This window comes from Amycolatopsis eburnea, from assembly GCF_003937945.1.
In the GTDB taxonomy this organism is placed as follows: Bacteria; Actinomycetota; Actinomycetes; order Mycobacteriales; family Pseudonocardiaceae; genus Amycolatopsis; species Amycolatopsis eburnea.
The window spans coordinates 43,777-64,398 of the sequence record NZ_RSEC01000066.1; the positions used below are offsets into that span (position 1 = coordinate 43,777).

A 20,622-nucleotide genomic window follows, 5' to 3' on the forward strand; every position below is an offset into this window, starting at 1 on the left:
AGCCGTGGCAGTCACCGTGGCGGACCCCGAACCGGGCACCCCGCACCAACCCCCGCGGACCCGGCGTTTCCCCCGCGCGTGGCTCCTGCGGCTGGCCGCGGCGCTGGTGTCGGGCTTCGCCTACTATCTCAGCTTCGCGCCGCGCCCGCTGTGGTGGCTCGCCCCGCTCGCGTTCGCCGGGTTCGCCCTCGTGCTGCGCGGGCGGAGCTTCCGCGGCGCGTTCGGCTACGGCTTCGCGTTCGGGTTCGTGTTCTTCCTGCCGCTGCTGACCTGGCTGCTGGACTTCCTCGGCCCGGACTTCGGCCCGTGGCCGTGGCTGGGCCTGTCCTTCGCACTGGCGCTCTACTACGGCCTCGCGGGCGGCCTCATCACCCTCGTGGCGCGCCTGCCGCTCGCGCCGCTGTGGGGCGCGCTGGTGTTCATCGCGCTGGAAACCCCGCGCGCCTGGTTCCCCTTCGGCGGCTTCCCCTGGGGCCGGGTCGCGTTCAGCCAGCCCGAAGGCGCCTTCCTGCCACTCGCCTCGATCGGCGGTGCCCCGCTGGTCGGCCTCGCCGTCGTCGGCACCGGCTTCGCGCTGGCCGCGCTCGCCACCCGCCTGTGGGAGTCCCGCAAGCTGACCCGCCCGGCCGTCCTCGCCGCGCTCGGCACGGTGCTGCCGGTCCTGGCCGGGCTCGCGCTGTGGCCCGCCATCGGCACCGGCGCCCAGGACGGCGAACGCACCATCGCGACCGTCCAGGGCAACGCCCCCGACATCGGCCTCGCGCTGCAGGGCGAACGCGAGCTGCTGCGCCGCAACACGATCGCCGAGAGCCGGCGGCTCCTGGACGCCGTCCGCGCCGGGCAGGTCCCCAAGCCGGACCTGGTGCTCTGGCCGGAGAGCGCCACCACGGTCACCGGCCCCGACCCGCAGGTCGACCAGCTCGTCGCGAACTTCGGCGTCCCCGCGCTGATCGGCGCGCTCTACGAGCTGCCCGACGGGCACATCCAGAACTCCGTCATCGCCTGGGACCCGCGCACCGGTCCCGGTCCGCGCTACGCCAAGCAGCAGCTGGTGCCCTTCGGCGAGTACGTCCCGGCCCGCAAGGTCGCCGAGCTCGTCACGCCGTTCCTCGACGCCGAGACCGTCGACATGCTCCCCGGCGACGGCGCGAACCAGACGCTGGCCGTCGCGGGCACCAAGGTCGGCGTGTTCGTCTGCTACGAGGCCGCGTTCGACTACCCGGCGCGCGACGCCGTCCGCGACGGGGCCGAAGTGCTCGTGGTGCCGACCAACAACGCCTGGTACGGCGAGAGCGAGATGAGCGTGCAGCAGCTGGCCATGTCCCGGCTGCGGGCGGTCGAACACGGCCGCGCCGTCGTGGTGTCCGCCGTCTCCGGGGTGAGCGCGATCGTCGCCCCCGACGGGACGGTGACCAGCTCAACGGGCCTTTTCACCGCGGATTCCCTGGTCGGGCGCGTCCCCCTGCGGACGCAGACTACGCTGTCGGATCGACTAGGTGCGTGGACGGAGTACGGGCTGCTGGCTCTGGCGATCGCCGGGGTGGCCGGCGGGCTCGTACTCCGTTTTCGCACCCGGCGCGCGAGCGCCGGCACGGCAGCAGGGGAAGCGGCGGACTGACCGCCGCGGATATCGGAGGAGCACGGATGTCGCAGGCGCCGCGGGGGGCCCGGGAAATCGATCCGGTGCTGGTGGTGATCCCGACGTACAACGAACGGGAGAACCTCGGCCCGATCCTGGATCGCCTGCACAAGGCACTCCCGGACGTGCACGTGCTCGTGGTGGACGACGGCAGCCCGGACGGCACCGGCGAGCTGGCCGACGAGCGCGCGGCCGCGAACGACCACGTCCACGTCATGCACCGCACCGAAAAGGCCGGCCTCGGCGCCGCCTACATCGCCGGGTTCCGCTGGGGCCTGGCGCGCGAGTACAACACCATCGTCGAGATGGACGCCGACGGCTCGCACGCGCCGGAGGACCTGCCGCGCCTGCTGGACGCCGTCGGCGACGCCGACCTGGCGATCGGCTCCCGGTACGTGCCGGGCGGCAGCGTCGTGAACTGGCCGCTCAACCGCCAGGTCCTCTCCCGCGGCGCGAACGTCTACTCGCAGCTCGCGCTGGGCATGCGGGTGCGCGACATCACCGCCGGGTTCCGCGCCTACCGCCGCCCGGTGCTGGAGAAACTGGCCCTGGACGAGGTCAACTCGCACGGCTACTGCTTCCAGATCGACCTGACCGTGCGCACCGCGGACGCGGGCTTCGAGATCGTCGAGGTGCCGATCACGTTCACCGAGCGCGAGATCGGCGAGTCGAAGATGAGCGGCTCGATCATCCGCGAGGCCTTCCTGCGGGTGGCGAAGTGGGGCGCGGAGCGCCGCTGGCACCAGGTGCGGCGGCTGGTCAAGCGCGGCTGAGCCGGGCGGTCACGAGCCAGGTCCGCGCCCCGAGGAGCACACCCTCGGGGGTTTCGCGCGTGGCGAAGGCGTCCCGCAGGCGCGTCACGGCGTGCTCGTCGCCATCGCGCAGCAGCTGCTTGACGTCGAGCAGGCCGAGCGCGAACTCGGTCGCCGTCGCGGCGTCCGGGCCGTAGCAGACCGGTTCGCGCACCTCGGTGAACTCGACACCGGTGAAGCCGGCGCCTTCGAGCAGCGCCCGGGTGCGGCCGGGGTCGCCGAGGGAGAAGTGCGGCCCGGGCGGCGGTGGCTCGGCGTCCGGGGCCAGCGCGTCGCGCAGGACCGAGTACCACTCGTTGCGGTCGCGGTCCTGCCACACGAGCAGCACCAGGCGGCCGCCGGGCCGCAGCGCGCGGGCGAGGTTGGCGAAGGCCGCGGGCGGGTCGGGGAAGAACATCGCGCCGAACCGCGACAGCACTACGTCGAACGTGTCTGCCGGGAACGGGTGCGTCTGCACGTCGGCGACCTCGAACACCGCGCCGCCGAGTTCGCGGGCCTTGGCGATGGCCGGCGCGGAGAGGTCGACGCCGAGCGCGGTGGCGCCCGCCGCGGCGGCTTCGCGGGTGGACTCGCCGGTGCCGCAGCCGACGTCGAGGACGTCCTCGCCGGGCCGGACGGCGGCCACCGCCCGGAACCGCTCGTTGTGCCTGCGGACCTCCTCGTCGAAGATCGCCGCGAACCGGGCCCGGTGTTCACTCACGTCAGCTTCTCCCGTTCTCGGCCATCATGGGACCGATGACGACCATCGTGGCCTTCCACGCGCACGCGGACGACCCCGTCCTGCTCAGCGGCGGCACATTGGCCCGCGCCGCGGCCGACGGGCACCGGGTGGTGGTCGTCGTGGCCACCGACGGCATGGCCGCCGAGCACCCGACGCCCCGCTGGGGTGAGCTGGAGGCCGCGGCGGCCATCCTCGGCGTGCGGCGCGTCGTGCACCTGGGCTACGCCGACAGCGGGCACGGGCCGGTGCTGTACGCGGACCCGCCCGGCCGCCGGCGCTTCGCCCGCGCGGACACCGAGGAGGCCGCGCACCGGCTCGCGGCCGTGCTGCACGAGGAGCGCGCCGACCTGCTGCTCGGCTACGACGCCAACGGCGGCTACGGCCACCGCGACCACGTGAAGGTGCACGAAGTCGCGCGGCGGGCCGCCCGGCTGACCGGGACCCGGCTCATGGAGGCCACGCTGCCGCGCGACTTCGCGCTGCGGTTCGTCCGGGTGGCCCGGGCGCTGCGGATCCCGTTCGGCTACGACACCGAAGCCCTCGAGCACGCCTACAGCCCGGCCTCGGCTGTCACCCACCGCTTCGACGTCCGGCGCTTCGCCGGGCGGAAGCAGGCGGCGCTCGCGGCCCACGTGTCCGACGTCCGCGGCCGCGGGCGGCTTTCGGCGGTGCTGCGGCTGCTGGTGTGGCTGCCGGCGCCGCTGTTCGCGGTGGTGGCCGGCCGCGAGTGGTTCACCGAGGTCACGCCCGCAGGATCGGCACGCCCAAATCTGCAAGTTCCTGCACGTTCTGGTCGTCGGAGTCGGTGATCACGCCGGCGACGTCGGTGAAGGGCAGGACGGTGAACCGGGACGCCGTGCCGAGCTTTTCGGCGCTGGCCAGCACGTAGGTGTCGGCCGCGCGCCGGGCCAGCGTGCGCTTCATCGCGGCTTCCTCGGCGTCGCCGGTGGTGAGCCCGGCCTCGGGGTGGACGCCGGTGACGCCGAGCAGGAAGACGTCGGCGCTGATCGCCTGGGCGGCCTCGGCCGCGGCGGCGCCGCAGGTGACCGCGGAGTGCCGGAACAGCCGGCCGCCGAGCAGGAAGACCTCGACGCCGGGGTGGCCGAGCAGCGCGACGGCGACGGTCGGGCTGTGGGTGACGACGGTGGCCTCGAGGTCACGGGGGAGAGCGTTCGCGACGGCCAGTGTCGTCGTGCCGCCGTCGAGGATGACGGTCGACCCGGGCCGGACCAGCCCGGCGGCGACCGCGGCGACCCGGTCCTTCCCGTCGACGGCGATGGCCGCCCGCCCGGCGTAGTCGGCGACCGCGGGGGAGACGGGCAGCGCCCCGCCGTAGACGCGCTGGCACAGCCCGGCCGCGGCCAGGTCGCGCAGATCCCGGCGGATGCTGTCCTCGGAGACCCCGAGCTCGGCGGCGACGTCCTTCGCCAGCACCTTGCCCTCGCTCGCCAGCCGGGCGAGCAGCAGTTCACGGCGTTCCCCGACCAGCATGCACGATCCTCCTTGTTTCTTCCGACTCGTGCACATTATGGTCGCGGCATGACCTCTCCGACAAGCCTGTCCCGCAACCCGCGCGTCCGGGTCACCGACGTCGAACTGCTGTCGGACGCGTGGTACGTCCTGCGCCGCACGACGTTCGAGTTCCAGCACCGCGACGGCCGCTGGACGACCGAGCAGCGCGAGACCTACGACCGCGGCAACGGCGCCACGGTGCTGCTCTACGACGTCGCGGGCGAGACCGTGCTGCTGACCCGCCAGTTCCGCTACCCGGTCTACGTCAACGACCACCCCGACGGCATGTTCCTGGAGACGGCCGCGGGCCTGCTCGACACCGACGACGCGGAGACGGCGATCCGGCGCGAGGCCGAGGAGGAGACGGGCGTCCGCATCGGCGCGCTGGAGCACGTGTTCGACGTCTACACGAGCCCGGGCTCGGTCACCGAGCGCCTGCACTGCTACGCGGCCCCGTACGACCCGGCCGACCGGGGCGCGGGCGGCGGGATCGCGGAGGAGGGGGAGGACATCGAGGTGGTGGAGCTGCGGTTCGAGGACGCGCTGAAGATGATCGGCACGGGGGAGATCGCCGACGCGAAGACGATCATGCTCCTGCAGTGGGCGGCGCTGCAGGGCCCCTTCAGCGCGCGCAAAGGTCTTGAATGAGTCATTCAGGTCACCGGTGGTCCTGAATGACTCATTCAAGACCACCGGCGGCGGCCCGGGCGCGGTCACCAGCGCGCCCGGGCATCTGCCGCCGGGTAGGCGAAAGGCCCCCGCGGGGGGAGGTCGCGGGGGCCTTTCCGTTGTGGTGGGAGCGGTGGCTACGGGCCGGGCAGGGTTACGCGGACCGGGAGGTCCGGCGGCCCTTCAGCTCGGCGAGACGTTCGTTGAGCAGGTCCTCGAGCTCGGGGATCGTGCGCCGTTCCAGCAGCATGTCCCAGTGGGTGCGCGGCGGCTTGACCTTCTTCTGCTCGGGCTGCCCGCCGTCGACGATCTCCGATTCGCTCCCGTGCAGGCGGCACTCCCAGACCGTCGGGATCTCGGCGTCGTCGGAGAACGGCACCTCGAACTCGTGGTTCTTCGGGCATGCGTAGCGCACGGTGCGGCGTGGAGCGAGGTCGTGGTTGCGGTCGGTCTCGTAGCTGACCGCTCCCAGCCGGCTTCCACGAAGAACACGGTCGGCCATAGTGGGGTCCTTTCAGTCAGCTCCGGGGTGGAGCCAGGGTGATGCTCACCCTATGCAACGACCTGGGGCCCCCGGGGATTCCCGGGACACCATGTCGTTGCTCACGATGAGCTGCGTCACCCGCCGGGATCAGCTTCCTCTAGTAGGAGGCGTTTCGCGCTCCGGCGTGACGTCAATACGGCCTTCTTAGTGCTGATATCCCCCGGATGGGCTACTGGGGCCCGGCTCAGGTCAACCGTAACTGACCGTGATGAGCGGTAACCGGCCCCAAGTCACCCGATCGAAAGTGGCGGCGACACAATACCTGATAACGCACCGTAGCGAATTCGGCCTCAAAACGCACTGAAGCTGAAGTTTCAACTACGGATTGTTCGGTATCTGCCACCACGACGGTATCGCCTTCCCGCACGACCTCACCGTCGACCACCCGCGCGTTGAACCGCCCGGGCAGCCCGCACCAGCACAGCACCTCCACCTGGACCGGCTGCAGCTCGTCCGCCAGTTCGAACAGACGAGCGGCACCCGGGAACAACCGGCTCCGGAAGTCCGTCGCGATCCCGAAGCAGTACACGTCGATCTCGACCTCGTCGGCCAGCTCCGCCAGCTGGTCGACCTGCGCGGGGGAGAGGAACTGCGCCTCGTCCACCACGACGTAGTCCACGTGCTGCCCCCGCGCCCACTCCTGCCGCACCAGCTCACGCACGTCGGTGTCCTCCACGACCTCCACCGCCTGCCGCGTCAGCCCGATCCGGCTGGAGATCTGCGGCGCGCCCGAACGGTCGTGGCGCACCAGGATCAACCCCCGGCGGCCCTGCCGGGCGTGGTTGTGGTCGATCTGCAGCGCGAGCGTCGACTTCCCGCAGTCCATCGGCCCGTAGCAGAACTTCAGCCTGCCCACCGGCGGCGTACCGCGGCGCGAACCGGCCGCGGGGACCGACGACAGGGCGTCCGTGGGGTCGGGGCCGGCGGCCCGGTCGTTCACAAAGGTCACGACAGCCGACCCTATCGGGGCCTACAGCACCTCCGGCGGGGTGTTGCCCGCCGCCACGATCGCCCGCCGCACCGGCACCAGCCACACCAGCACCAAACCCACCGCGAAGAAGACCACCAGCGCCACGATGGCCAGCCGGAACGACCCCGTCGCCTGCCCGACGCCGGCGAACACCAGCGGCCCCAGCCACGACGTCCCGCGCTCGCCCACGACGTACAGCGAGTAGTACTGCGCGTCCTTGCCCGCCGGGATCATCTGGCTGAACAACGACCGCGACAACGCGTTCGTCCCGCCCAGCACCAGCCCGATCCCCACCGCCACCGCCAGGAACTGCCCCATCTGCTTCGGCTGCACGAAGTACGCACCCGCCAGCACCACCACCCACAGCACCAGGCTGCCCAGGATCGTCCGCTTCGCCCCGATCCGCCGCGCCACCAGCCCGTGCAGCGTCCCGCCGAGGTACGCCACGAACTGGATCACCAGGATCGTCACGATCAGCACGCTGTTGCCGAACCCCAGCTCGTCCTTGCCGTACTGCGCCGACACCGTGACCACCGTGTTGATCCCGTCGGTGAACACCAGGTAGCTGCCCAGGAAGGCCAGCGTCAACGGGTACGCCTTCGCCGACACCAGCGTCTGCCGCAGCTCCGCGAAGCCCGCCCGCAACACCGTCTTCCCCGGCACGACGTCGACCGGCTCGTGCCGCCGGGGGAGCGCCCGCACCGCGGGGATCGTGAACGCCGCCCACCACAGGCCCGAGGTCAGGAAGCAGATCTGCACCGCCATGCCCTCGCTCACGCCGAACGCGTCGTGCCCGAGGTAGAACCCCAGCTGCAACGCCAGCGCCAGCCCACCGCCCAGGTACCCGAACGCCCAGCCCTTCGCCGAGATGTCGTCCCGCTCGTCCGGACCCCCGATGTCCACCAGGAACGAGTAGTACACGACCAGCGAACCGCCGTAGCCGATGTTCGCGACGACGAACAGCACCACCCCCAGCTGCCAGTCCGACCCCGCCAGGAAGAACATCGCCGCCGCGGCCGCCGCACCCAGGAACGCGAACCCGCCCAGGATCCGCCGCTTGTTGTGGCTCCGGTCGGCCACCGCGCCCGCGATCGGCAGCACCAGCACCTGCACCACCGTCGCCACCGACAGCAGGTACCCCCACACCGAACCGGCCGGGAAGTGCAGCCCGAACAACGACACGTCGCAGTTGTGCAACGTGTCCGCCTTGCCCGCCGCGTCGACGCACGGACGGTCCCCGTTAAGGGTGAAGTTCGTCTTCGCGTCCGCCGCCGCGATCCCGCTCATCGACAGCGCGCCGAACACCGTCGTCGACGACGAATAGAACGGCGAATTCGCCCAGTCGTAGAAATACCAGCCCCAGCGCTCGCGCTTGGTCGAGCGCGTCCCGGCCAGCGTCATCCACGGCTCCTTCGGGTCAAGAACTTCCAGGTCAGCGCGGAGACTACTGGGAGGTAGCGACGACGCTCACAGCACCGCCGAAACCGTGTCCGGTTTGTCGCTTCGCGCCGATCCGCCACTTCCGAGGCAATCACGGTCCGGCCCGCCCGGCGTGTCGCGAACAGGAGTGAACAGAGTTTCATGTGAGACTGAGGTGCGCAGTGTGTCCCTTGTGGTCAGTGGGACACACTCCTACTGTGCTCGCATGATCCAGATCCGGAGACGCACCACCGCGAGAGTCCTGCTCCTCGCCCTCGCCGCCATGGGTCTGCAGCTGACCGTCCCCGCCGTCGCCACCGCGGACCCCGCGTCGACGACCTGGGCCAAGCTCCGCATGTGCGAATCCAGCGGCCGCTACGCCACCAACACCGGCAACGGCTACTACGGCGCCTACCAGTTCGACCTGCCCACCTGGCGCAGCGTCGGCGGCACCGGCCGCCCCGACCAGGCCGCACCCGCCGAACAGGACTACCGCGCCCTCTACCTCTACCGCATGCGCGGCTGGCAACCCTGGCAGTGCGCCGGCATGCTCAAGCTCACCGGCGACGCCGACGCCCGCAGCAAGCGCATCCCCACCTACGCCGACTCCGCCTACATCGGCGGGGGACCGGCCCCCGCACCCACCCCACCCGCACCCGGCGGCCCCATGCCCGCCTGGCCCGGCGTCGTCTACGCCTACGGCGACTGCGCCGCCCCGCTCAAAGCCTTCCAGCTCCGCATGAACGCCTACGGCTACGGCTTCACCGGCACCGGCTGCTACTACGACAAGACCCGCACCGCCGTCCTCGACCTCCAGCGCGCCAACGGCATCAACGACAGCGGCCGGCTCGGCCCCAAGACCTGGACCGCCGCCTGGCAGGGCAAACCACCCCGCTGACTCACGCCTCCTGCGACCGCTGCCACGCACCCCGCTCGATCAGCACCTCACGCAGCAGGTCCGGCCGGTCCGTGACGATCCCGTGCACCCCCAGGTCCAGCAGCATCCGCATCTCCGCCGGATCGTCGATCGTCCACGTGTGCACCTCGATCCCGGACCGGCCCGCCATCGCCAGGAACGCCTTGTCCACCACCCGCAACGCGCCCTGCCGCACCGGCACCTGCGCCATCGCCCCCAGCACCAGCCGCCCGAGGGGGAGCAGCGGCAGCTTCCCCCGCGCCCACAACGCCAACGCCGACCGCGGCCCCATCGCCGTCGCCAGCTTCGGCCCCGCCAGCTTCCGCAACCGCACCAGCCGCGCGTCCGAAAACGCCGCCGCCGCCACTCGGTCGTGCGCCCCCGTCCGCTCCAGCACCCGCACGAACGGCTCCACCGCCTGATCGGCCTTCACATCGATGTTGAACCGCGCGCCCGGCAGCTCCTCCAGCACATCCTCCAGCCGCGACAACGGCACCTTCCCGCCGATCTTCACGTCCTTCAGCTGCGCCCACGTCTTCGTCGCGATCGCCCCGGCCCCATCGGTCGTCCGATCGAGGTCCGGGTCGTGGTGCACCACCACCACACCGTCCGCCGTCGCGTGCACGTCCGTCTCGAGGTACCGGTACCCCTCCGCGCACGCCCGCTGGAACGCCGGCAGCGAATTCTCCAAACCGTCCAGCTCATCGAGGTGCCACCCCCGGTGCGCGAAGGCACGGGGGAGCGGATCGGCCAGGTACGGGAACGACGGCTGCATCCCCCAAGTGTGCACTTCCGCCATGACCCCGGCATGACCCGGCGGTGGCCAGCTAGGGTCTCCGGGGTGAGGGAAGCCGCCGAACTGACCCAGCTCGAACCCGTCCCGGCCCGCCGCGGCGCCCCCAAGCACTGCGGCTGGTGCGGCCGCCGCCTCCCGGAAGCCGGCAACGTCGGCCGACGGCGCCGGTACTGCGGCCAATCCTGCCGCCAACGCGCCTACGAACGCCGCACCGCACTGCAACGCAGCGGACTGCCCGAAGACGCCGTCGTCCTCTCCGACACCGAGATCGCCGCCCTGCAGGACCGCCTCTTCCAGCTGCGCTGCGCCGCCGAAGACATCGTCACCGCCGTCGACGACGGCGCCGCCCCCCGCGAACTACGCGGCCTCGCCGACGAAATCGCCCGCGCCGCCAAAGACCTCGAACAACTCCGCTGACCCCGTCACCCCAGCCCGTCCAACGCCCGGTACGTCCGGTTGCTCGCCGCCGCCGCACGCTGCTCCCGACCCGTCGCCTCGATGTAGTTCTGACTCGTCGCCAAGCTCGCGTGCCCCAGCAACGCCATGATCTCCGAAGCCGTCGCCCCGTCCTCCGCCAACCGCGTCGCGAACGTGTGCCGCAACGCGTGCAAGTTCGCCCCCACCGGAACCCGGTCGTGCAACCCCGCACCCCGGTAACACGACTTCACCAGGTACTCCAGCGCACCCCGCCCGATCGGCTCACCCGCCCGATCCAGCAGCAACGGCGAACCGGGGGAGAACCGCGCGTTCGGGAACCGCACCCGGCACGACTCCCGGTACCGCTCGATCAGCTCCGCCAGCACCGGCTGCACCGGGATCGACCGATCCCGGCTGCCCTTCCCCTTCACGTGCAACCGCAGCTCACCCGCGCGCCCCACCAGCGACCGCGACGACAACGCGCGCATCTCCGCCGCCCGCAACCCCGCCACCAGCCCCAGCGCGATCACCAGCACGTCCCGCTCCGGCCACGGATCCCGCGCGCGCCGCGAACCCGCGGCCGCCGCCGACAGCAGCTGCTCCGGGGTTTCCTCACCCCGCAACGGCTTCGGCGTCAACGCCGGCGTCCGCGGCCGCGCCACCGCACCCATCGGATTGCCCGGCAGCAAACCGTCCGCCACGCAGAACGTCAGGAACTGGTTCCACGTCGACCACGCCCGCAGCACCGAGCTCTTCGCGTGCCCGTCCGCGAACGCGCCGAACGCCGACCGCAGCGCCGGACCCGTCAGCTCGGCGACCTCCAGATCCTCGGCCGGGCGGCCCAGCTCCGAAGCCAGGAGAGTGGTGATCCCGGCGAGGTCCCGCCGGTAGGCGTCGGTGGTGTGCGGCGAGTCCTTGCGCGGCCGGCGGGCGGCGAAGAAGGCTTGCTGTGCCTCGGAAAGCCTCATGTGGATCTTGTACCGCACACCACCGACAATTCCGGTGTCCGGGTCCCCCGACATTTCATGCATAATGGCAATTATGCATGAAATGTCGGTTTAGTCCGGAACGGTCCTCCCGGGGGATGCTGAGACTCTCTCGGAGACGATTTCGGCCCCAAGTCCGCCCTTTCGCGCCTCACAGTAGGGATGCGTACACCTGTTCGACTGGCTCGATCGCCGGCGGACCGCCTAGGGGTCCGGGTGGCCCGGGTGTCCGAGACGGTCCGCCGTGTCGAAGGCTGTCCCGAGGCAACTCCCTCCGTAGAGTTTCGTCACCGTGACGTTTTAGGGTCGAGTGGCTGGACATCGGATCCGCGGCCCCAGGGGATGCTCCTGGTCCCTCAGAACGTGCCCTCAGCGGCGCCTGGCTTCCGATACCAGGAACGGGACGGCGAGAAACCTCAGGAGAAGCTGTTCTGACGAACTCGATGTGCAACCCCCGGTGGCGGACGGCGGGCACCCCTCCCGGCCGTCCGCCCCAGCGTGTCCTCAAGTGCCGATAATGTACATTATGTCAAGTAACGTCAGTGCCAGTCGCTGATCATCACGTCCCGCGGTGCCGGGGCGCCTTCCCCGGTCTCGACGAGCTGCTTGAGGCTCATCAGGTAGATCGCCCACTTCGTGCTGCAGTGGTGCATGAACTCGGCGGCCTCGCGCCAGCCCTCGTGCTTGAACAGGACGATCGTGTAGTCGTCGCGCTGCTCCAGGTCCCACCTGATCGTCGTGCCGATCCACTCCGGCGGTCCTTCGACGACCTCCCAGCGGACGAGCCGGCCAGGCTCCTGCTCGATGACCTTCATGTCGAAGCCGCCCGGGATGAAGCGGAAGGCGATGACGCCGCCGACGCCGGTCTCCCCCTCGGTTTTCTCCGTCCACCAGCCGGCGAGGCCGTCGATCGTGGTGAGCGCGTCGTAGACCTTCTCCGGGGTGGCGTGCTGGATGCCGATGCGGTGCAGGATGTCCATTTCTACTGCTTCTTCCGTTCGATGGTTTCGGCGATGTGCTTGATGCGGCGGAGCCGGGCGTCCCAGGCGTTGCCGACGTCGGCGAGCTGGGCGACGGCGCGGGCGAGCTGGGTTTCGTCGACGCGGAACTGCTTTTCGCGGCCTTCGGCCTGCGCGTGGACGAGGCCTGCGCGGTCGAGGACGGCGAGGTGCTTGGCGACGGCCTGGCGGGTCACCGGGAGGTGTTCGCTGAGGCTGGTGGCGGTTCCCCGCCCTTCGCTGAGCAGGAGGTCGAGCATGCGGCGGCGGGTGGGGTCGCCGATGGCCGACCAGAGGTCGTCGTCCACGACGGTGGTCACGAGGTGGCTCCCACCTTGGCGGTGACGGCGGGGATCCGGGGCAGGAAGTGGTCCCAGCCGCTTTCGTGGTCGGCGTATTCCGCGGCGATCTTGGCTTCGTCCCAGCCGCGTTCGCGGAAGCCGGTTTCGGTCATGCGCAGGCGGGTGCCGGTGCCGGCGGGTTCGAGTTCGAAGACGACGAGGAAGGAGTTGCCAGGTGCGGCGGTCTCCCCTTCGGCGTGGGTCCAGCGGAAGGAGAAGAGCTTGGGCGGGATGGCGTCGACGACGGTGAAGCGGACGGGGTGGCCGTCGAAGGCGATGTGGCCTTCTCCCCCGGGTTCGACGGGGTATTCGGCCTCGTCGGGCCACCATTCGCGGACGTGTTCGGGGTTGCTGACGACGTCGAAGACGACGTCGGGGGTGGCGTCGATGTGGATTTCGCGTTCGAGGGTGCCGTGGTCCATGCCTGCTCCTTGTGCAACGTTTGGTTGCTTGTCACGGTAGCCCGGTCGGCGGCGATGTGCAACCTTCAGTTGCGTTGAGGTCGCGCTGGACCCAGGCGACGTCGTGCCAGGAGCCGTGCTTCCAGCCGACGCGGCGGTAGACGCCGGCGGGTTCGAAGCCGAGGGCGCGGTGCAGCCCGGCGCTGGCTTCGTTGGGCAGGGTCATGCCGGCGAAGGCGCGGTGGAACCCGCGCTCGCGCAGCCGCTCGAACAGCGTCTCGTACAGGGCGCGCCCGGCTCCGGTGCGGCGGCGGCCGCGTTCGAGGTAGATGCTCGTTTCGCACGACCACCGGTAGGCGGCGCGGGCGGCGAAGGGGGTCGCGTAGGCGTATCCGGCGACGTGGCCGTCGTCGTCGAGGACGAACCAGGCGTGGGCCGCGGTGATGCGGCGGGCCATTTCGGCGTCGTCGGGTGGTTCGGTCTCGAAGGAGATGGCGGTGTCGGTGACGTAGGGCGCGTAGAGGGCCGCGCAGGCAGGGGCGTCTTCAGGGGTGGCGTCGCGAATCATGGCTCATATGGTAGCCACGATGAGTCGTATAGTATCCAGGGTTATGACCGATCCCCTGTCCGCCCGCTTGGCGGCGACCGTGCACGCCACCCGGACGTCCCGTGGTCTTTCGGCCGCCGCGCTCGCCGACCGGTCGGGGGTGTCGCGCGGGATGATCGGCAAGATCGAGCGGGGTGACGTGCAGCCGACGGCGGCGTTGCTGGCGAAGCTGTCGGACGCGCTGGGCCTGACGCTGTCGGAGCTGATCGCGCGGGCCGAGGGTGACGAGCGGCGGCTGGTGCGCGCGGCGGAGCAGCCGGTGTGGGTGGACCCGGAGACCGGCTACCGCCGCCGCGCGGTCTCCCCCGCCGGTGGCCGTCCGCTGGAGCTGGTGGAGGTCGAGCTGCCGCCGGGCGCGGAGGTGCCGATGGCGGCGGGGACGTACGCATTCCTGCACCAGCAGATCTGGGTGCTGGCCGGGCGGTTGCGGTTCCACGAGGGCGCGCGGGTGCACGAGCTGGCCGCCGGGGACTGCCTGCAGCTGGGCGCGCCGTCGGACTGCGTGTTCGCGAACCCGGGCGCGCTCCCCTGCCGTTATCTGGTGGCGCTGGTCAAGCACGCCGCTTGAGGCTCAGCGGGACGTTGCGTCGACGCCGGTGAGCTCGGCCGAGAGCGTCCAGAGGCGGGCGGCTTCGGCGGGGTCGATGGCGTAGTCGCGGACGCCGACGCGGAGCCCGACGTCGGTGATGCCGTCGTCGTCGGGTGCGCGTTCGGCGATGTCGCAGTCTTCGAGGTAGACGCCGCCCATGCCGTCGAGGCGGGGTGAGGTGGCGGCCCAGACCTGGGTGGCGGCGCCGGCTTCGGGGGTCTTGAAGTAGCCACTGGGGACGCCGTTCTCGTCGACCCAGCCTTGGGCGACGCGTTCTTCCTGTGGGATGTGGCGGGCGAGGTTGGTGAGGATGGAGCCGGGGTGCAGGGCGAAGGCGCGTACGCCGCGGTCGCGGCCGAAGCGGTCGAGGTGGACGGCGAAGAGGATGTTGGCGGTTTTGGCCTGGCCGTAGGCGAGCCACTTGTCGTAGCCGGTTTGGAAGTGGGGGTCGGCCCAGCGGATGGGTGAGAAGTGGTGGCCGCGGGAGGAGACGGAGACGACGCGTGCGCCGTCGGCGATGGCCGGCCAGAGGCGGTTGACCAGGGCGAAGTGGCCGAGGTGGTTGGTGGCGAACTGGGCTTCCCAGCCGGGGCCGACGCGGGTTTCGGGGCAGGCCATGATGCCGGCGCTGTCGATGACGAGGTCGAGCCGGCGGCCGGTGGCGAGGAAGCGGTCGGTGAAGGCGTCGACGCTGTCGAGGTCGCCGAGGTCGAGTTCGTCGACTTCGGCGATGCCGTCGAGCGCGGTTTCGGCGGTGGCGCGGCGCCGGGCGGGGACGATCACGCGGGCGCCGGCGCCGGTGAGGGCGCGGGTGGTTTCGAGGCCGATGCCGGAGTAGCCGCCGGTGACGAGGGCGAGCGTGCCGGTGAGGTCGATGCCGTCGAGGACTTCGGCGGCGGTGCTGGTGGCGCCGAAGCCGGAGCCGATCTTGTGCTGCGGGGTGGTCATGGTTTCGACGGTAGGAGCTGGAGTGCGCTCCAGCGCAAGGCTTGGCGGGTGCGGCGAGAAACTACCCTTTTTCCATGGTGGATGTGACCGTGGAAGAGATCGTGTCGTGCACCCCCGAGGCTTTCCTGGCCCTGGTGATGGACCCGCGGCGGTACGCGGAGGTCGACCGCAAGGTCGGGCCGATCGACTGGGTGCGCCGGGATGGCGACGTCACCGAGTTCCGGTTTCGGTCGGCGTTGCCCGGGCTGGGGCCGGGCCCGAAAGTCGTGTCGAGGATGACGCTGACGCCGGGTGAGCGCGTCGACGTGCGTCTGCCCGACCGGGCGGAGAACCGGCTGGCGCGGCGGGTGTCGACGTTCGAAGCGTCCTTCGCGTGCGTGCCGGTTGCCGGTGGGACTCGGGTGACCCGGCGGATCGCGTTCGGGTTCGCCGCTCCCCTGCGCTGGCTGGCCGAACCGGTGCTGCGTCGCAAGCTCCGCGCCGACGTCGAGGCGGAGGTCCGGGGTGCGAAGCGGCTGCTGGAGCGTTGACTGAAGCGGTGAATCAGTGCTTCACTTCTTGACGTGCCCTACCGCCGCACCCCGAAGGTGCAGGAACGCCTGGACGCCCAGCGCGAGACGATCGTCGCCGCGGCGACCGAGCAGCTCGCCGAGCACGGCTACAGCGGGTGTTCCGTCGCCGCGGTCGCCGAGCGCGCCGGGGTGGCCGTGGGCAGCGTTTACCGGCACTTCCCCACGAAGGCCGATCTGGTCGTGCACGTGTTCCGGCAGGTCGTGACGCGGGAGGTCGAAGCCGTGCGGGCGGCGTCCGCGCGGCCGGGTGAGCCCGCCGAGCGGGTCCTGGCCGTGTTCGAGACCTTCGCCCAGCGCGCGCTGAAGGCGCCTCGGCAGGCTTACGCGCTGCTCGCCGAGCCGGTCGACGCGCTGATCGACGCCGAGCGGCTCGAGTTCCGGCGCGCGTTCACCGAGGTGGTCGCCGAGCACGTCGCGGCCGGTGTCAAGGCGGGGGTGCTGCCGCCACAGGATGGCCGGCTGACCGCCGCCGCGCTGGTCGGGGCCGCCGCCGAAGTCCTGATCGGCCCGTTGACCAGCGGCAACGCCGGTGACGTCGCCGAGCTCCGCACGTTCGTCGTCCGCGCTCTAGGAGGTTCCGATGCCCGCCACGCATGAGGTCACCAACCAGGTCCCGCCGCTGGCCGGCCACGACGTCGGGGACGACCCGGCGCTGCTGGAAGGGCTCGAGCGGGCCGGTGCCGGGTGGGCGGCCGGTGAGGTGCACGAGCTGGGCCGGCTGGCCGGGAGCGAGCGGGTCCAGGAGTGGGGCCGGCTGGTCAACGAGAACGAGCCGGTGCTGCGCACGCACGACCGCTACGGCAACCGGATCGACGAGGTCGAGTTCCACCCGTACTGGCACGAGCTCATGAACGTCGCGGTGTCGCACGGCCTGCACGGCACGCCGTGGCGGGACGAGCGCGCGGGAGCGCACGCGGCGAGGGCGGCGAAGTTCTACGTGTGGGGCCAGGCCGAGTTCGGCCACAGCTGCCCGATCTCGATGACCTACGCGGCGATCCCGGCGCTGCGGGCCAACCCGGAGCTGGCCGCGCGGTACGAGCCGCTGCTGGCCGCGACCGAGTACGACTTCGGGCTGCGCGAGCCGGGCACCAAGCGCGGCCTGATCGCGGGCATGTCGATGACCGAGAAGCAGGGCGGCTCGGACGTCCGCGCCAACACGACCACGGCGACCCCGAGCGCGGACGGCAGCTACACCCTCGTCGGGCACAAGTGGTTCACCTCCGCGCCGATGTCGGACATGTTCCTCACGCTGGCGCAGGCCCCGGGCGGGCTGTCGTGCTTCCTGCTCCCCCGCGTCCTGCCCGACGGCTCCCGCAACCCGATCCGGCTGCAGCGGCTGAAGGACAAGCTGGGCAACCGGTCGAACGCGTCGTCGGAGATCGAGTACGACAACGCCGTGGGCTGGCTGGTCGGCGAAGAGGGCCGCGGGGTCCGCACGATCATCGAGATGGTCAACAACACCCGGCTGGACTGCACGCTGGGCAGCGCGTCCGGGATGCGGCTGGGCACGGTCCGCGCGGTGCACCACGCGACCCACCGCCACGCGTTCGGCAAGGCTCTGGTCGACCAGCCGCTGATGGCCAACGTGCTGGCCGACCTGGTGGTCGAGTCCGAGGCGGCGACGACGGTGGCGATGCGGCTGGCCGCGGCGGGTGACCGGCCCGGCGACCCGCAGGAGCAGGCGTTCCGGCGGCTCGGGCTGGCGGTGTCGAAGTACTGGGTGTGCAAGCGCGCGCCGGTGCACGCCGCCGAGGCCCTGGAATGCTTCGGCGGCAACGGCTACGTCGAGGAGTCGGGCATGCCGCGGCTCTACCGCGAGGCCCCGCTGTCGTCCATCTGGGAGGGCTCGGGCAACGTGGCGGCGCTGGACGCGTTGCGCGCCATGGGCAAGCAGCCCGAATCGGTGGCGGCGTTCTTCACCGAGGTCGAGCAGGCCGCCGGTGGCGACGCGCGGCTGGACGACGCCGTCGACCGGCTCAAGAAGGAGCTGACCGACCTGGCGGCGATCGAGTACCGGGCGCGGCGGGTGGTCGAGTCGATGGCGCTGGTCCTGCAGGGTTCGCTGCTGGTGCGCCACGGCCACCCGGCGGTCGCGGACGCGTTCTGCGCCTCCCGCTTCGGCGGGGACTGGGGCATCGCGTTCGGCACGCTCCCGGCCGGCGTCGACACGGGAGCGATCCTCGAGCGCGCCGCCGTCCGCTAGCCGCGTTCGGCGCGCTGCCGGGCCAGCTCCTCGACCGCGCTGGGCAGGGTCTCCTCGAAGTCGATGAGCTTCGCCCAGGTCGGGGTGACGACGATCCGGACCATGCCGTCGTAGAGCGAGCGCACCTCGCGCTCCCACTCGACGCGCTGCTCGGGCGTCATCTCGTAGCTGCCGTTCATCTGCAGGTACTCGGCGGGGATGCCGTCGACGACGTCGAGTTCGACGCGGCCGCGGATCAGCAGGATCCTCGGCGGGTGGGATTCGGTGTCGATGGTGAGGGCGACGGCCGGGTTCGCGCGCAGGGAGCGCAGCTTCGGCATGTTCTTCGCGGTGCACATGACGATCTCCGAGCCGTTCCAGGTGAACGCCATCGGGACCGAACGCGGGGTGCCGTCCTGGGCGACGTAGGCCAGGCGGGTGATGTCGCGGGCCAGCAGCTCCTTGGCGTACGGGCGGTTCAGAACCTCGGTGATCGCGTGCTGCTCCATGGTGTCCTCCGGTGCCGGGGCGGCCCGTGGTGGCCGCTGCTACCCCTGGGACGGAGCCGCGATCCGGGTTTCGACATCAGCCGCCGAGCGCGTCACGGAGCCGCGATCCGGGTTTCGACATCAGCCGCCGAGCGCGTCGAGGGCGCCGGCGACCGCGGCGGCTTTGAGGTCTTCGACGGGGGCGTCGGGGAACTGCATGCAGACGTCCTGCAGGCCGCCCAGCGCGAGGATCGCGCGGGCCTGTTGCTCGAGCGTGGGCGACGGGCCGCAGATCAGCGTGGTGAGCCGGGTGCGCCAGCCCAGTGCCTTGTCGATCAGGCCGAGGTCGGCCAGCGTCGGCATCTCGGCCAGCAGCATGATGACGTCCGCGCGGTGGCGGTAGTTGAAGTCGAAGAACCCCTCGATCAGCTCCCGCACCGGCGCGTCGCCGCGGGCTTCCTGGGCGAGGAGGAACTGCTCGCCGTCGTCGAGCATCGGCTGGACGATGCTGCGGACCAGGTCGTCGCGGGACGGGAAGTGGTAGTAGAGGGCGGGTTTGGTGATGCCCAGCCGGCCGGCGATGTCCTGGAGGCTGGTGCGCTGGACGCCCTGGCTGGTGAACAGCTCGCGGGCGACGTCCAGGATGCGCTGCTTGGTGTCGGAGGGTTTCGGCACGGTCACAGCATAACTGACTTAACGATAGGTAAGGACACGTGGTACAACTTACCTACCGTTAAGTCAGGGAGGTACTCATGCGGATCCTCGTTTCCGGCGCCAGCATCGCCGGGCCGGTGCTGGCGTACTGGCTCACCCGTCACGGCTTCGACGTCACCGTCGTCGAACGCGCCCCGCAGCTGCGCAAGACCGGCGGCCACGCCGTCGACCTGTTCCGGCCCGCCATGGACATCACCGAGAAGATGGGCGTCCTGCCGCGCGTGGAAGCGCTCAAGACCGGCACCACCCGGATGACGCTGCACCGCGAAGGCGTCCGCCGTCCGGCGCGGGTGGACCTGTCGAAGATCTACCAGGCCACGTCCGACCGGCACGTCGAAGTCATGCGCGACGACCTCAGCGAGATCTACTACGACGCCGGCCGCGACGACGTCGAGTACCTCTTCGGCGACTCGATCACCGCCCTTTCCCCCGACGGCGACGTCACCTTCGAGCACGCCCCGCCGCGGCGCTTCGACGTGGTCGTCGGCGCCGACGGCCTGCACTCGAACGTGCGGCGCCTGGTCTTCGGCGAGGAAGCCGGGCTGACGACGTTCATCGGGGCCTACCTGGCCGTGCTGTCCCTGCCGGGCACCGCGGGCCTCGGCGAGGGCGAGACCACCCTGCACCTGGGGCCGGGCCGCACCGCCGGCATCTACAGCGCCCGCCACCTGGACGAAGCGCGCGCGGTGTTCCTGTTCCGCCGCGACGAGGAGCTCGAGTACCACCACCGCGACGTCCCCCGGCAGAAGGAGCTGCTGCGCGCGGCGTACGCGGGCATGCACCCGCAGGTCGACGGCTGGCTCGCCGGCCTGGACGGCCCGGGCCCGTTCTACTTCGACTCGATCACCCAGCTGCGGCTGGAGTCCTGGTCACGTGGCCGCGTCACCCTCGTCGGCGACGCCGGCTACTGCCCCGGCCCGGCGGTCGGCGGCAGCACGAGCCTGGCCGTGCTCGGCGCGTATGTCCTCGCCGGTGAGCTGGCCACGGCCGGCGGGGACCACGAACGCGCGTTCGCCGCCTACGAACGGGAGATGGCCGAGCTGGTCCGCCAGAGCCGTGCTTTCGCCGCCGGCGCGGCCCGGAGCCTGATCCCGGCGTCCCGCCTGGGCGTCTGGGCACTGGCCAACGGCGGCCGGCTCGTCTCGGCCCTGCCGGCCGGGGTCAGCCGCGCGATCGCGAAGCTGAACACCGGCGGCGTCCGCATGCACGACTCCATGCAGGTCAAGGACTACGCGGTCTCGCCGGTGGGCTGACGAGCGCCGCAGGTCGGACACCGACGAGAAAGGTCCGGGCGGGCGCGCGGGAAGAGCCGCACCCGCGCGCCCGCACCCCCAGTGGCCCGGCGGAACGCCGCCGTCGCGGACAGGAGGCAACGACCCCC

Annotated in this window: 25 protein-coding genes; 11 read left to right on the forward strand and 14 right to left on the reverse strand. The window is 71.4% G+C overall.

Annotated elements, in window-relative coordinates; all coding sequences use genetic code 11:
• Positions 1–4: 4 nt before the first annotated feature.
• Both lnt and EIY87_RS46235 read left to right on the forward strand, forming a co-directional pair.
• Positions 5–1,618 (forward strand): apolipoprotein N-acyltransferase, encoded by a 1,614-nt coding sequence (lnt, locus tag EIY87_RS46230; RefSeq protein ID WP_125316456.1) that lies wholly within the window; start codon positions 5–7, stop codon positions 1,616–1,618.
• A gap of 26 nt (positions 1,619–1,644) precedes the next feature.
• Positions 1,645–2,412 (forward strand): polyprenol monophosphomannose synthase, encoded by a 768-nt coding sequence (locus EIY87_RS46235; RefSeq protein ID WP_125316457.1) that lies wholly within the window; start codon positions 1,645–1,647, stop codon positions 2,410–2,412.
• Here EIY87_RS46235 and EIY87_RS46240 read toward each other — a convergent pair.
• A complete protein-coding gene (locus tag EIY87_RS46240) occupies positions 2,399–3,151 on the reverse strand; it encodes a class I SAM-dependent methyltransferase (protein WP_125316458.1) in 753 nt (250 codons plus the stop codon). The two genes, EIY87_RS46235 and EIY87_RS46240, sit on opposite strands and share 14 nt — an antisense overlap.
• A gap of 35 nt (positions 3,152–3,186) precedes the next feature.
• Between EIY87_RS46240 and EIY87_RS46245 the strand changes: the two genes are divergently transcribed.
• Entirely contained in the window at positions 3,187–3,981 is a 795-nt protein-coding gene (locus EIY87_RS46245; RefSeq protein ID WP_125316459.1) for a PIG-L deacetylase family protein, read from the forward strand.
• Here EIY87_RS46245 and EIY87_RS46250 read toward each other — a convergent pair.
• Complete coding sequence (locus EIY87_RS46250; protein ID WP_125316460.1) at positions 3,914–4,663, reverse strand: DeoR/GlpR family DNA-binding transcription regulator; 750 nt, start codon at positions 4,661–4,663, stop codon at positions 3,914–3,916. The two genes, EIY87_RS46245 and EIY87_RS46250, sit on opposite strands and share 68 nt — an antisense overlap.
• Positions 4,664–4,711: 48 nt before the next feature.
• Here EIY87_RS46250 and EIY87_RS46255 point away from each other — a divergent pair, with 48 nt between their 5' ends.
• A complete protein-coding gene (locus tag EIY87_RS46255; RefSeq protein WP_125316461.1) occupies positions 4,712–5,332 on the forward strand; it encodes an NUDIX domain-containing protein in 621 nt (206 codons plus the stop codon).
• A 175-nt stretch (positions 5,333–5,507) separates the two neighbouring features.
• Here the strand turns inward: EIY87_RS46255 and EIY87_RS46260 are convergent, their stop codons facing one another.
• From EIY87_RS46260 to EIY87_RS46270, 3 genes are all read right to left on the reverse strand, one after another.
• Entirely contained in the window at positions 5,508–5,855 is a 348-nt protein-coding gene (locus EIY87_RS46260) for an RNA polymerase-binding protein RbpA (RefSeq protein ID WP_003081521.1), read from the reverse strand.
• A 226-nt stretch (positions 5,856–6,081) separates the two neighbouring features.
• Positions 6,082–6,846 (reverse strand): thymidine kinase, encoded by a 765-nt coding sequence (locus EIY87_RS46265; RefSeq protein WP_191984533.1) that lies wholly within the window; start codon positions 6,844–6,846, stop codon positions 6,082–6,084.
• A 21-nt stretch (positions 6,847–6,867) separates the two neighbouring features.
• Positions 6,868–8,268: an MFS transporter gene (locus tag EIY87_RS46270; protein ID WP_125316462.1), complete on the reverse strand. Its 1,401-nt coding sequence runs from the start codon at positions 8,266–8,268 to the stop codon at positions 6,868–6,870.
• A gap of 244 nt (positions 8,269–8,512) precedes the next feature.
• Between EIY87_RS46270 and EIY87_RS46275 the strand changes: the two genes are divergently transcribed.
• Positions 8,513–9,184: a transglycosylase family protein gene (locus EIY87_RS46275; RefSeq protein ID WP_125316463.1), complete on the forward strand. Its 672-nt coding sequence runs from the start codon at positions 8,513–8,515 to the stop codon at positions 9,182–9,184.
• Position 9,185: 1 nt separating this feature from the next.
• Here EIY87_RS46275 and EIY87_RS46280 read toward each other — a convergent pair whose 3' ends face one another.
• Complete coding sequence (locus tag EIY87_RS46280; RefSeq protein WP_125316464.1) at positions 9,186–9,977, reverse strand: glycerophosphodiester phosphodiesterase; 792 nt, start codon at positions 9,975–9,977, stop codon at positions 9,186–9,188.
• 66 nt (positions 9,978–10,043) lie between these two features.
• Between EIY87_RS46280 and EIY87_RS46285 the strand changes: the two genes are divergently transcribed.
• A complete protein-coding gene (locus tag EIY87_RS46285) occupies positions 10,044–10,415 on the forward strand; it encodes a hypothetical protein (RefSeq protein ID WP_125316465.1) in 372 nt (123 codons plus the stop codon).
• Positions 10,416–10,420: 5 nt separating this feature from the next.
• Here EIY87_RS46285 and EIY87_RS46290 read toward each other — a convergent pair whose 3' ends face one another.
• From EIY87_RS46290 to EIY87_RS46310, 5 genes are all read right to left on the reverse strand, one after another.
• Entirely contained in the window at positions 10,421–11,401 is a 981-nt protein-coding gene (locus EIY87_RS46290) for a tyrosine-type recombinase/integrase (RefSeq protein WP_125316466.1), read from the reverse strand.
• Positions 11,402–11,940: 539 nt separating this feature from the next.
• The gene (locus EIY87_RS46295; RefSeq protein WP_125316467.1) at positions 11,941–12,381 is read right to left on the reverse strand and encodes an SRPBCC family protein; all 441 of its coding nucleotides are present in this window, start codon (positions 12,379–12,381) and stop codon (positions 11,941–11,943) included.
• 2 nt (positions 12,382–12,383) lie between these two features.
• Complete coding sequence (locus EIY87_RS46300) at positions 12,384–12,719, reverse strand: ArsR/SmtB family transcription factor (RefSeq protein WP_125316468.1); 336 nt, start codon at positions 12,717–12,719, stop codon at positions 12,384–12,386.
• Positions 12,716–13,162 (reverse strand): SRPBCC domain-containing protein, encoded by a 447-nt coding sequence (locus EIY87_RS46305; protein WP_125316469.1) that lies wholly within the window; start codon positions 13,160–13,162, stop codon positions 12,716–12,718. Before EIY87_RS46305 ends, EIY87_RS46300 begins: the two co-directional genes overlap by 4 nt.
• Before the next feature lie 31 nt (positions 13,163–13,193).
• Entirely contained in the window at positions 13,194–13,709 is a 516-nt protein-coding gene (locus EIY87_RS46310) for a GNAT family N-acetyltransferase (protein WP_125316470.1), read from the reverse strand.
• Between the two features lie 43 nt (positions 13,710–13,752).
• Here EIY87_RS46310 and EIY87_RS46315 point away from each other — a divergent pair, with 43 nt between their 5' ends.
• Positions 13,753–14,316: a helix-turn-helix domain-containing protein gene (locus tag EIY87_RS46315; RefSeq protein ID WP_125316471.1), complete on the forward strand. Its 564-nt coding sequence runs from the start codon at positions 13,753–13,755 to the stop codon at positions 14,314–14,316.
• Positions 14,317–14,319: 3 nt separating this feature from the next.
• Here EIY87_RS46315 and EIY87_RS46320 read toward each other — a convergent pair whose 3' ends face one another.
• Entirely contained in the window at positions 14,320–15,285 is a 966-nt protein-coding gene (locus EIY87_RS46320) for an SDR family NAD(P)-dependent oxidoreductase (RefSeq protein WP_125316472.1), read from the reverse strand.
• Positions 15,286–15,359: 74 nt separating this feature from the next.
• Between EIY87_RS46320 and EIY87_RS46325 the strand changes: the two genes are divergently transcribed.
• Genes EIY87_RS46325 through EIY87_RS46335 form a run of 3 tightly spaced genes read left to right on the forward strand, consistent with a single transcriptional unit; the run spans position 15,360 to position 18,060 of the window.
• Positions 15,360–15,815, forward strand: coding sequence for an SRPBCC family protein (locus EIY87_RS46325; protein WP_125316473.1), 456 nt, complete (start codon positions 15,360–15,362; stop codon positions 15,813–15,815).
• Positions 15,816–15,848: 33 nt separating this feature from the next.
• Positions 15,849–16,454: a TetR/AcrR family transcriptional regulator gene (locus tag EIY87_RS46330; protein ID WP_125316474.1), complete on the forward strand. Its 606-nt coding sequence runs from the start codon at positions 15,849–15,851 to the stop codon at positions 16,452–16,454.
• Positions 16,438–18,060: an acyl-CoA dehydrogenase family protein gene (locus EIY87_RS46335; protein ID WP_125316475.1), complete on the forward strand. Its 1,623-nt coding sequence runs from the start codon at positions 16,438–16,440 to the stop codon at positions 18,058–18,060. The genes EIY87_RS46330 and EIY87_RS46335 overlap by 17 nt, the downstream gene beginning before the upstream one ends.
• Here EIY87_RS46335 and EIY87_RS46340 read toward each other — a convergent pair.
• Positions 18,057–18,548 carry a pyridoxamine 5'-phosphate oxidase family protein gene (locus tag EIY87_RS46340; protein WP_125316476.1) on the reverse strand — a complete coding sequence of 164 codons (492 nt, stop codon included), beginning with the start codon at positions 18,546–18,548 and terminating at the stop codon, positions 18,057–18,059. The genes EIY87_RS46335 and EIY87_RS46340 overlap by 4 nt on opposite strands.
• Before the next feature lie 120 nt (positions 18,549–18,668).
• Positions 18,669–19,202 carry a TetR/AcrR family transcriptional regulator gene (locus tag EIY87_RS46345; RefSeq protein WP_125316477.1) on the reverse strand — a complete coding sequence of 178 codons (534 nt, stop codon included), beginning with the start codon at positions 19,200–19,202 and terminating at the stop codon, positions 18,669–18,671.
• 77 nt (positions 19,203–19,279) lie between these two features.
• Between EIY87_RS46345 and EIY87_RS46350 the strand changes: the two genes are divergently transcribed.
• Positions 19,280–20,494, forward strand: coding sequence for an FAD-dependent monooxygenase (locus EIY87_RS46350; RefSeq protein ID WP_125316478.1), 1,215 nt, complete (start codon positions 19,280–19,282; stop codon positions 20,492–20,494).
• The last annotated feature ends 128 nt before the right edge of the window (positions 20,495–20,622 follow it).

Coding starts and splice junctions, on each gene's coding strand:
- EIY87_RS46235 (WP_125316457.1), top strand. CDS start 1,645: ATGTCGCAGGCGCCGCGGGGGGCCCGGGAAATCGATCCGGTGCTGGTG.
- EIY87_RS46270 (WP_125316462.1), bottom strand. CDS start 8,268: ATGACGCTGGCCGGGACGCGCTCGACCAAGCGCGAGCGCTGGGGCTGG.
- EIY87_RS46340 (WP_125316476.1), bottom strand. CDS start 18,548: ATGGAGCAGCACGCGATCACCGAGGTTCTGAACCGCCCGTACGCCAAG.
- EIY87_RS46350 (WP_125316478.1), top strand. CDS start 19,280: ATGCGGATCCTCGTTTCCGGCGCCAGCATCGCCGGGCCGGTGCTGGCG.
- EIY87_RS46305 (WP_125316469.1), bottom strand. CDS start 13,162: ATGGACCACGGCACCCTCGAACGCGAAATCCACATCGACGCCACCCCC.
- EIY87_RS46310 (WP_125316470.1), bottom strand. CDS start 13,709: ATGATTCGCGACGCCACCCCTGAAGACGCCCCTGCCTGCGCGGCCCTC.
- EIY87_RS46335 (WP_125316475.1), top strand. CDS start 16,438: ATGCCCGCCACGCATGAGGTCACCAACCAGGTCCCGCCGCTGGCCGGC.
- EIY87_RS46280 (WP_125316464.1), bottom strand. CDS start 9,977: ATGCAGCCGTCGTTCCCGTACCTGGCCGATCCGCTCCCCCGTGCCTTC.
- EIY87_RS46245 (WP_125316459.1), top strand. CDS start 3,187: ATGACGACCATCGTGGCCTTCCACGCGCACGCGGACGACCCCGTCCTG.
- EIY87_RS46325 (WP_125316473.1), top strand. CDS start 15,360: ATGGTGGATGTGACCGTGGAAGAGATCGTGTCGTGCACCCCCGAGGCT.
- EIY87_RS46260 (WP_003081521.1), bottom strand. CDS start 5,855: ATGGCCGACCGTGTTCTTCGTGGAAGCCGGCTGGGAGCGGTCAGCTAC.
- EIY87_RS46315 (WP_125316471.1), top strand. CDS start 13,753: ATGACCGATCCCCTGTCCGCCCGCTTGGCGGCGACCGTGCACGCCACC.
- EIY87_RS46250 (WP_125316460.1), bottom strand. CDS start 4,663: ATGCTGGTCGGGGAACGCCGTGAACTGCTGCTCGCCCGGCTGGCGAGC.
- EIY87_RS46255 (WP_125316461.1), top strand. CDS start 4,712: ATGACCTCTCCGACAAGCCTGTCCCGCAACCCGCGCGTCCGGGTCACC.
- EIY87_RS46275 (WP_125316463.1), top strand. CDS start 8,513: ATGATCCAGATCCGGAGACGCACCACCGCGAGAGTCCTGCTCCTCGCC.
- EIY87_RS46295 (WP_125316467.1), bottom strand. CDS start 12,381: ATGGACATCCTGCACCGCATCGGCATCCAGCACGCCACCCCGGAGAAG.
- EIY87_RS46320 (WP_125316472.1), bottom strand. CDS start 15,285: ATGACCACCCCGCAGCACAAGATCGGCTCCGGCTTCGGCGCCACCAGC.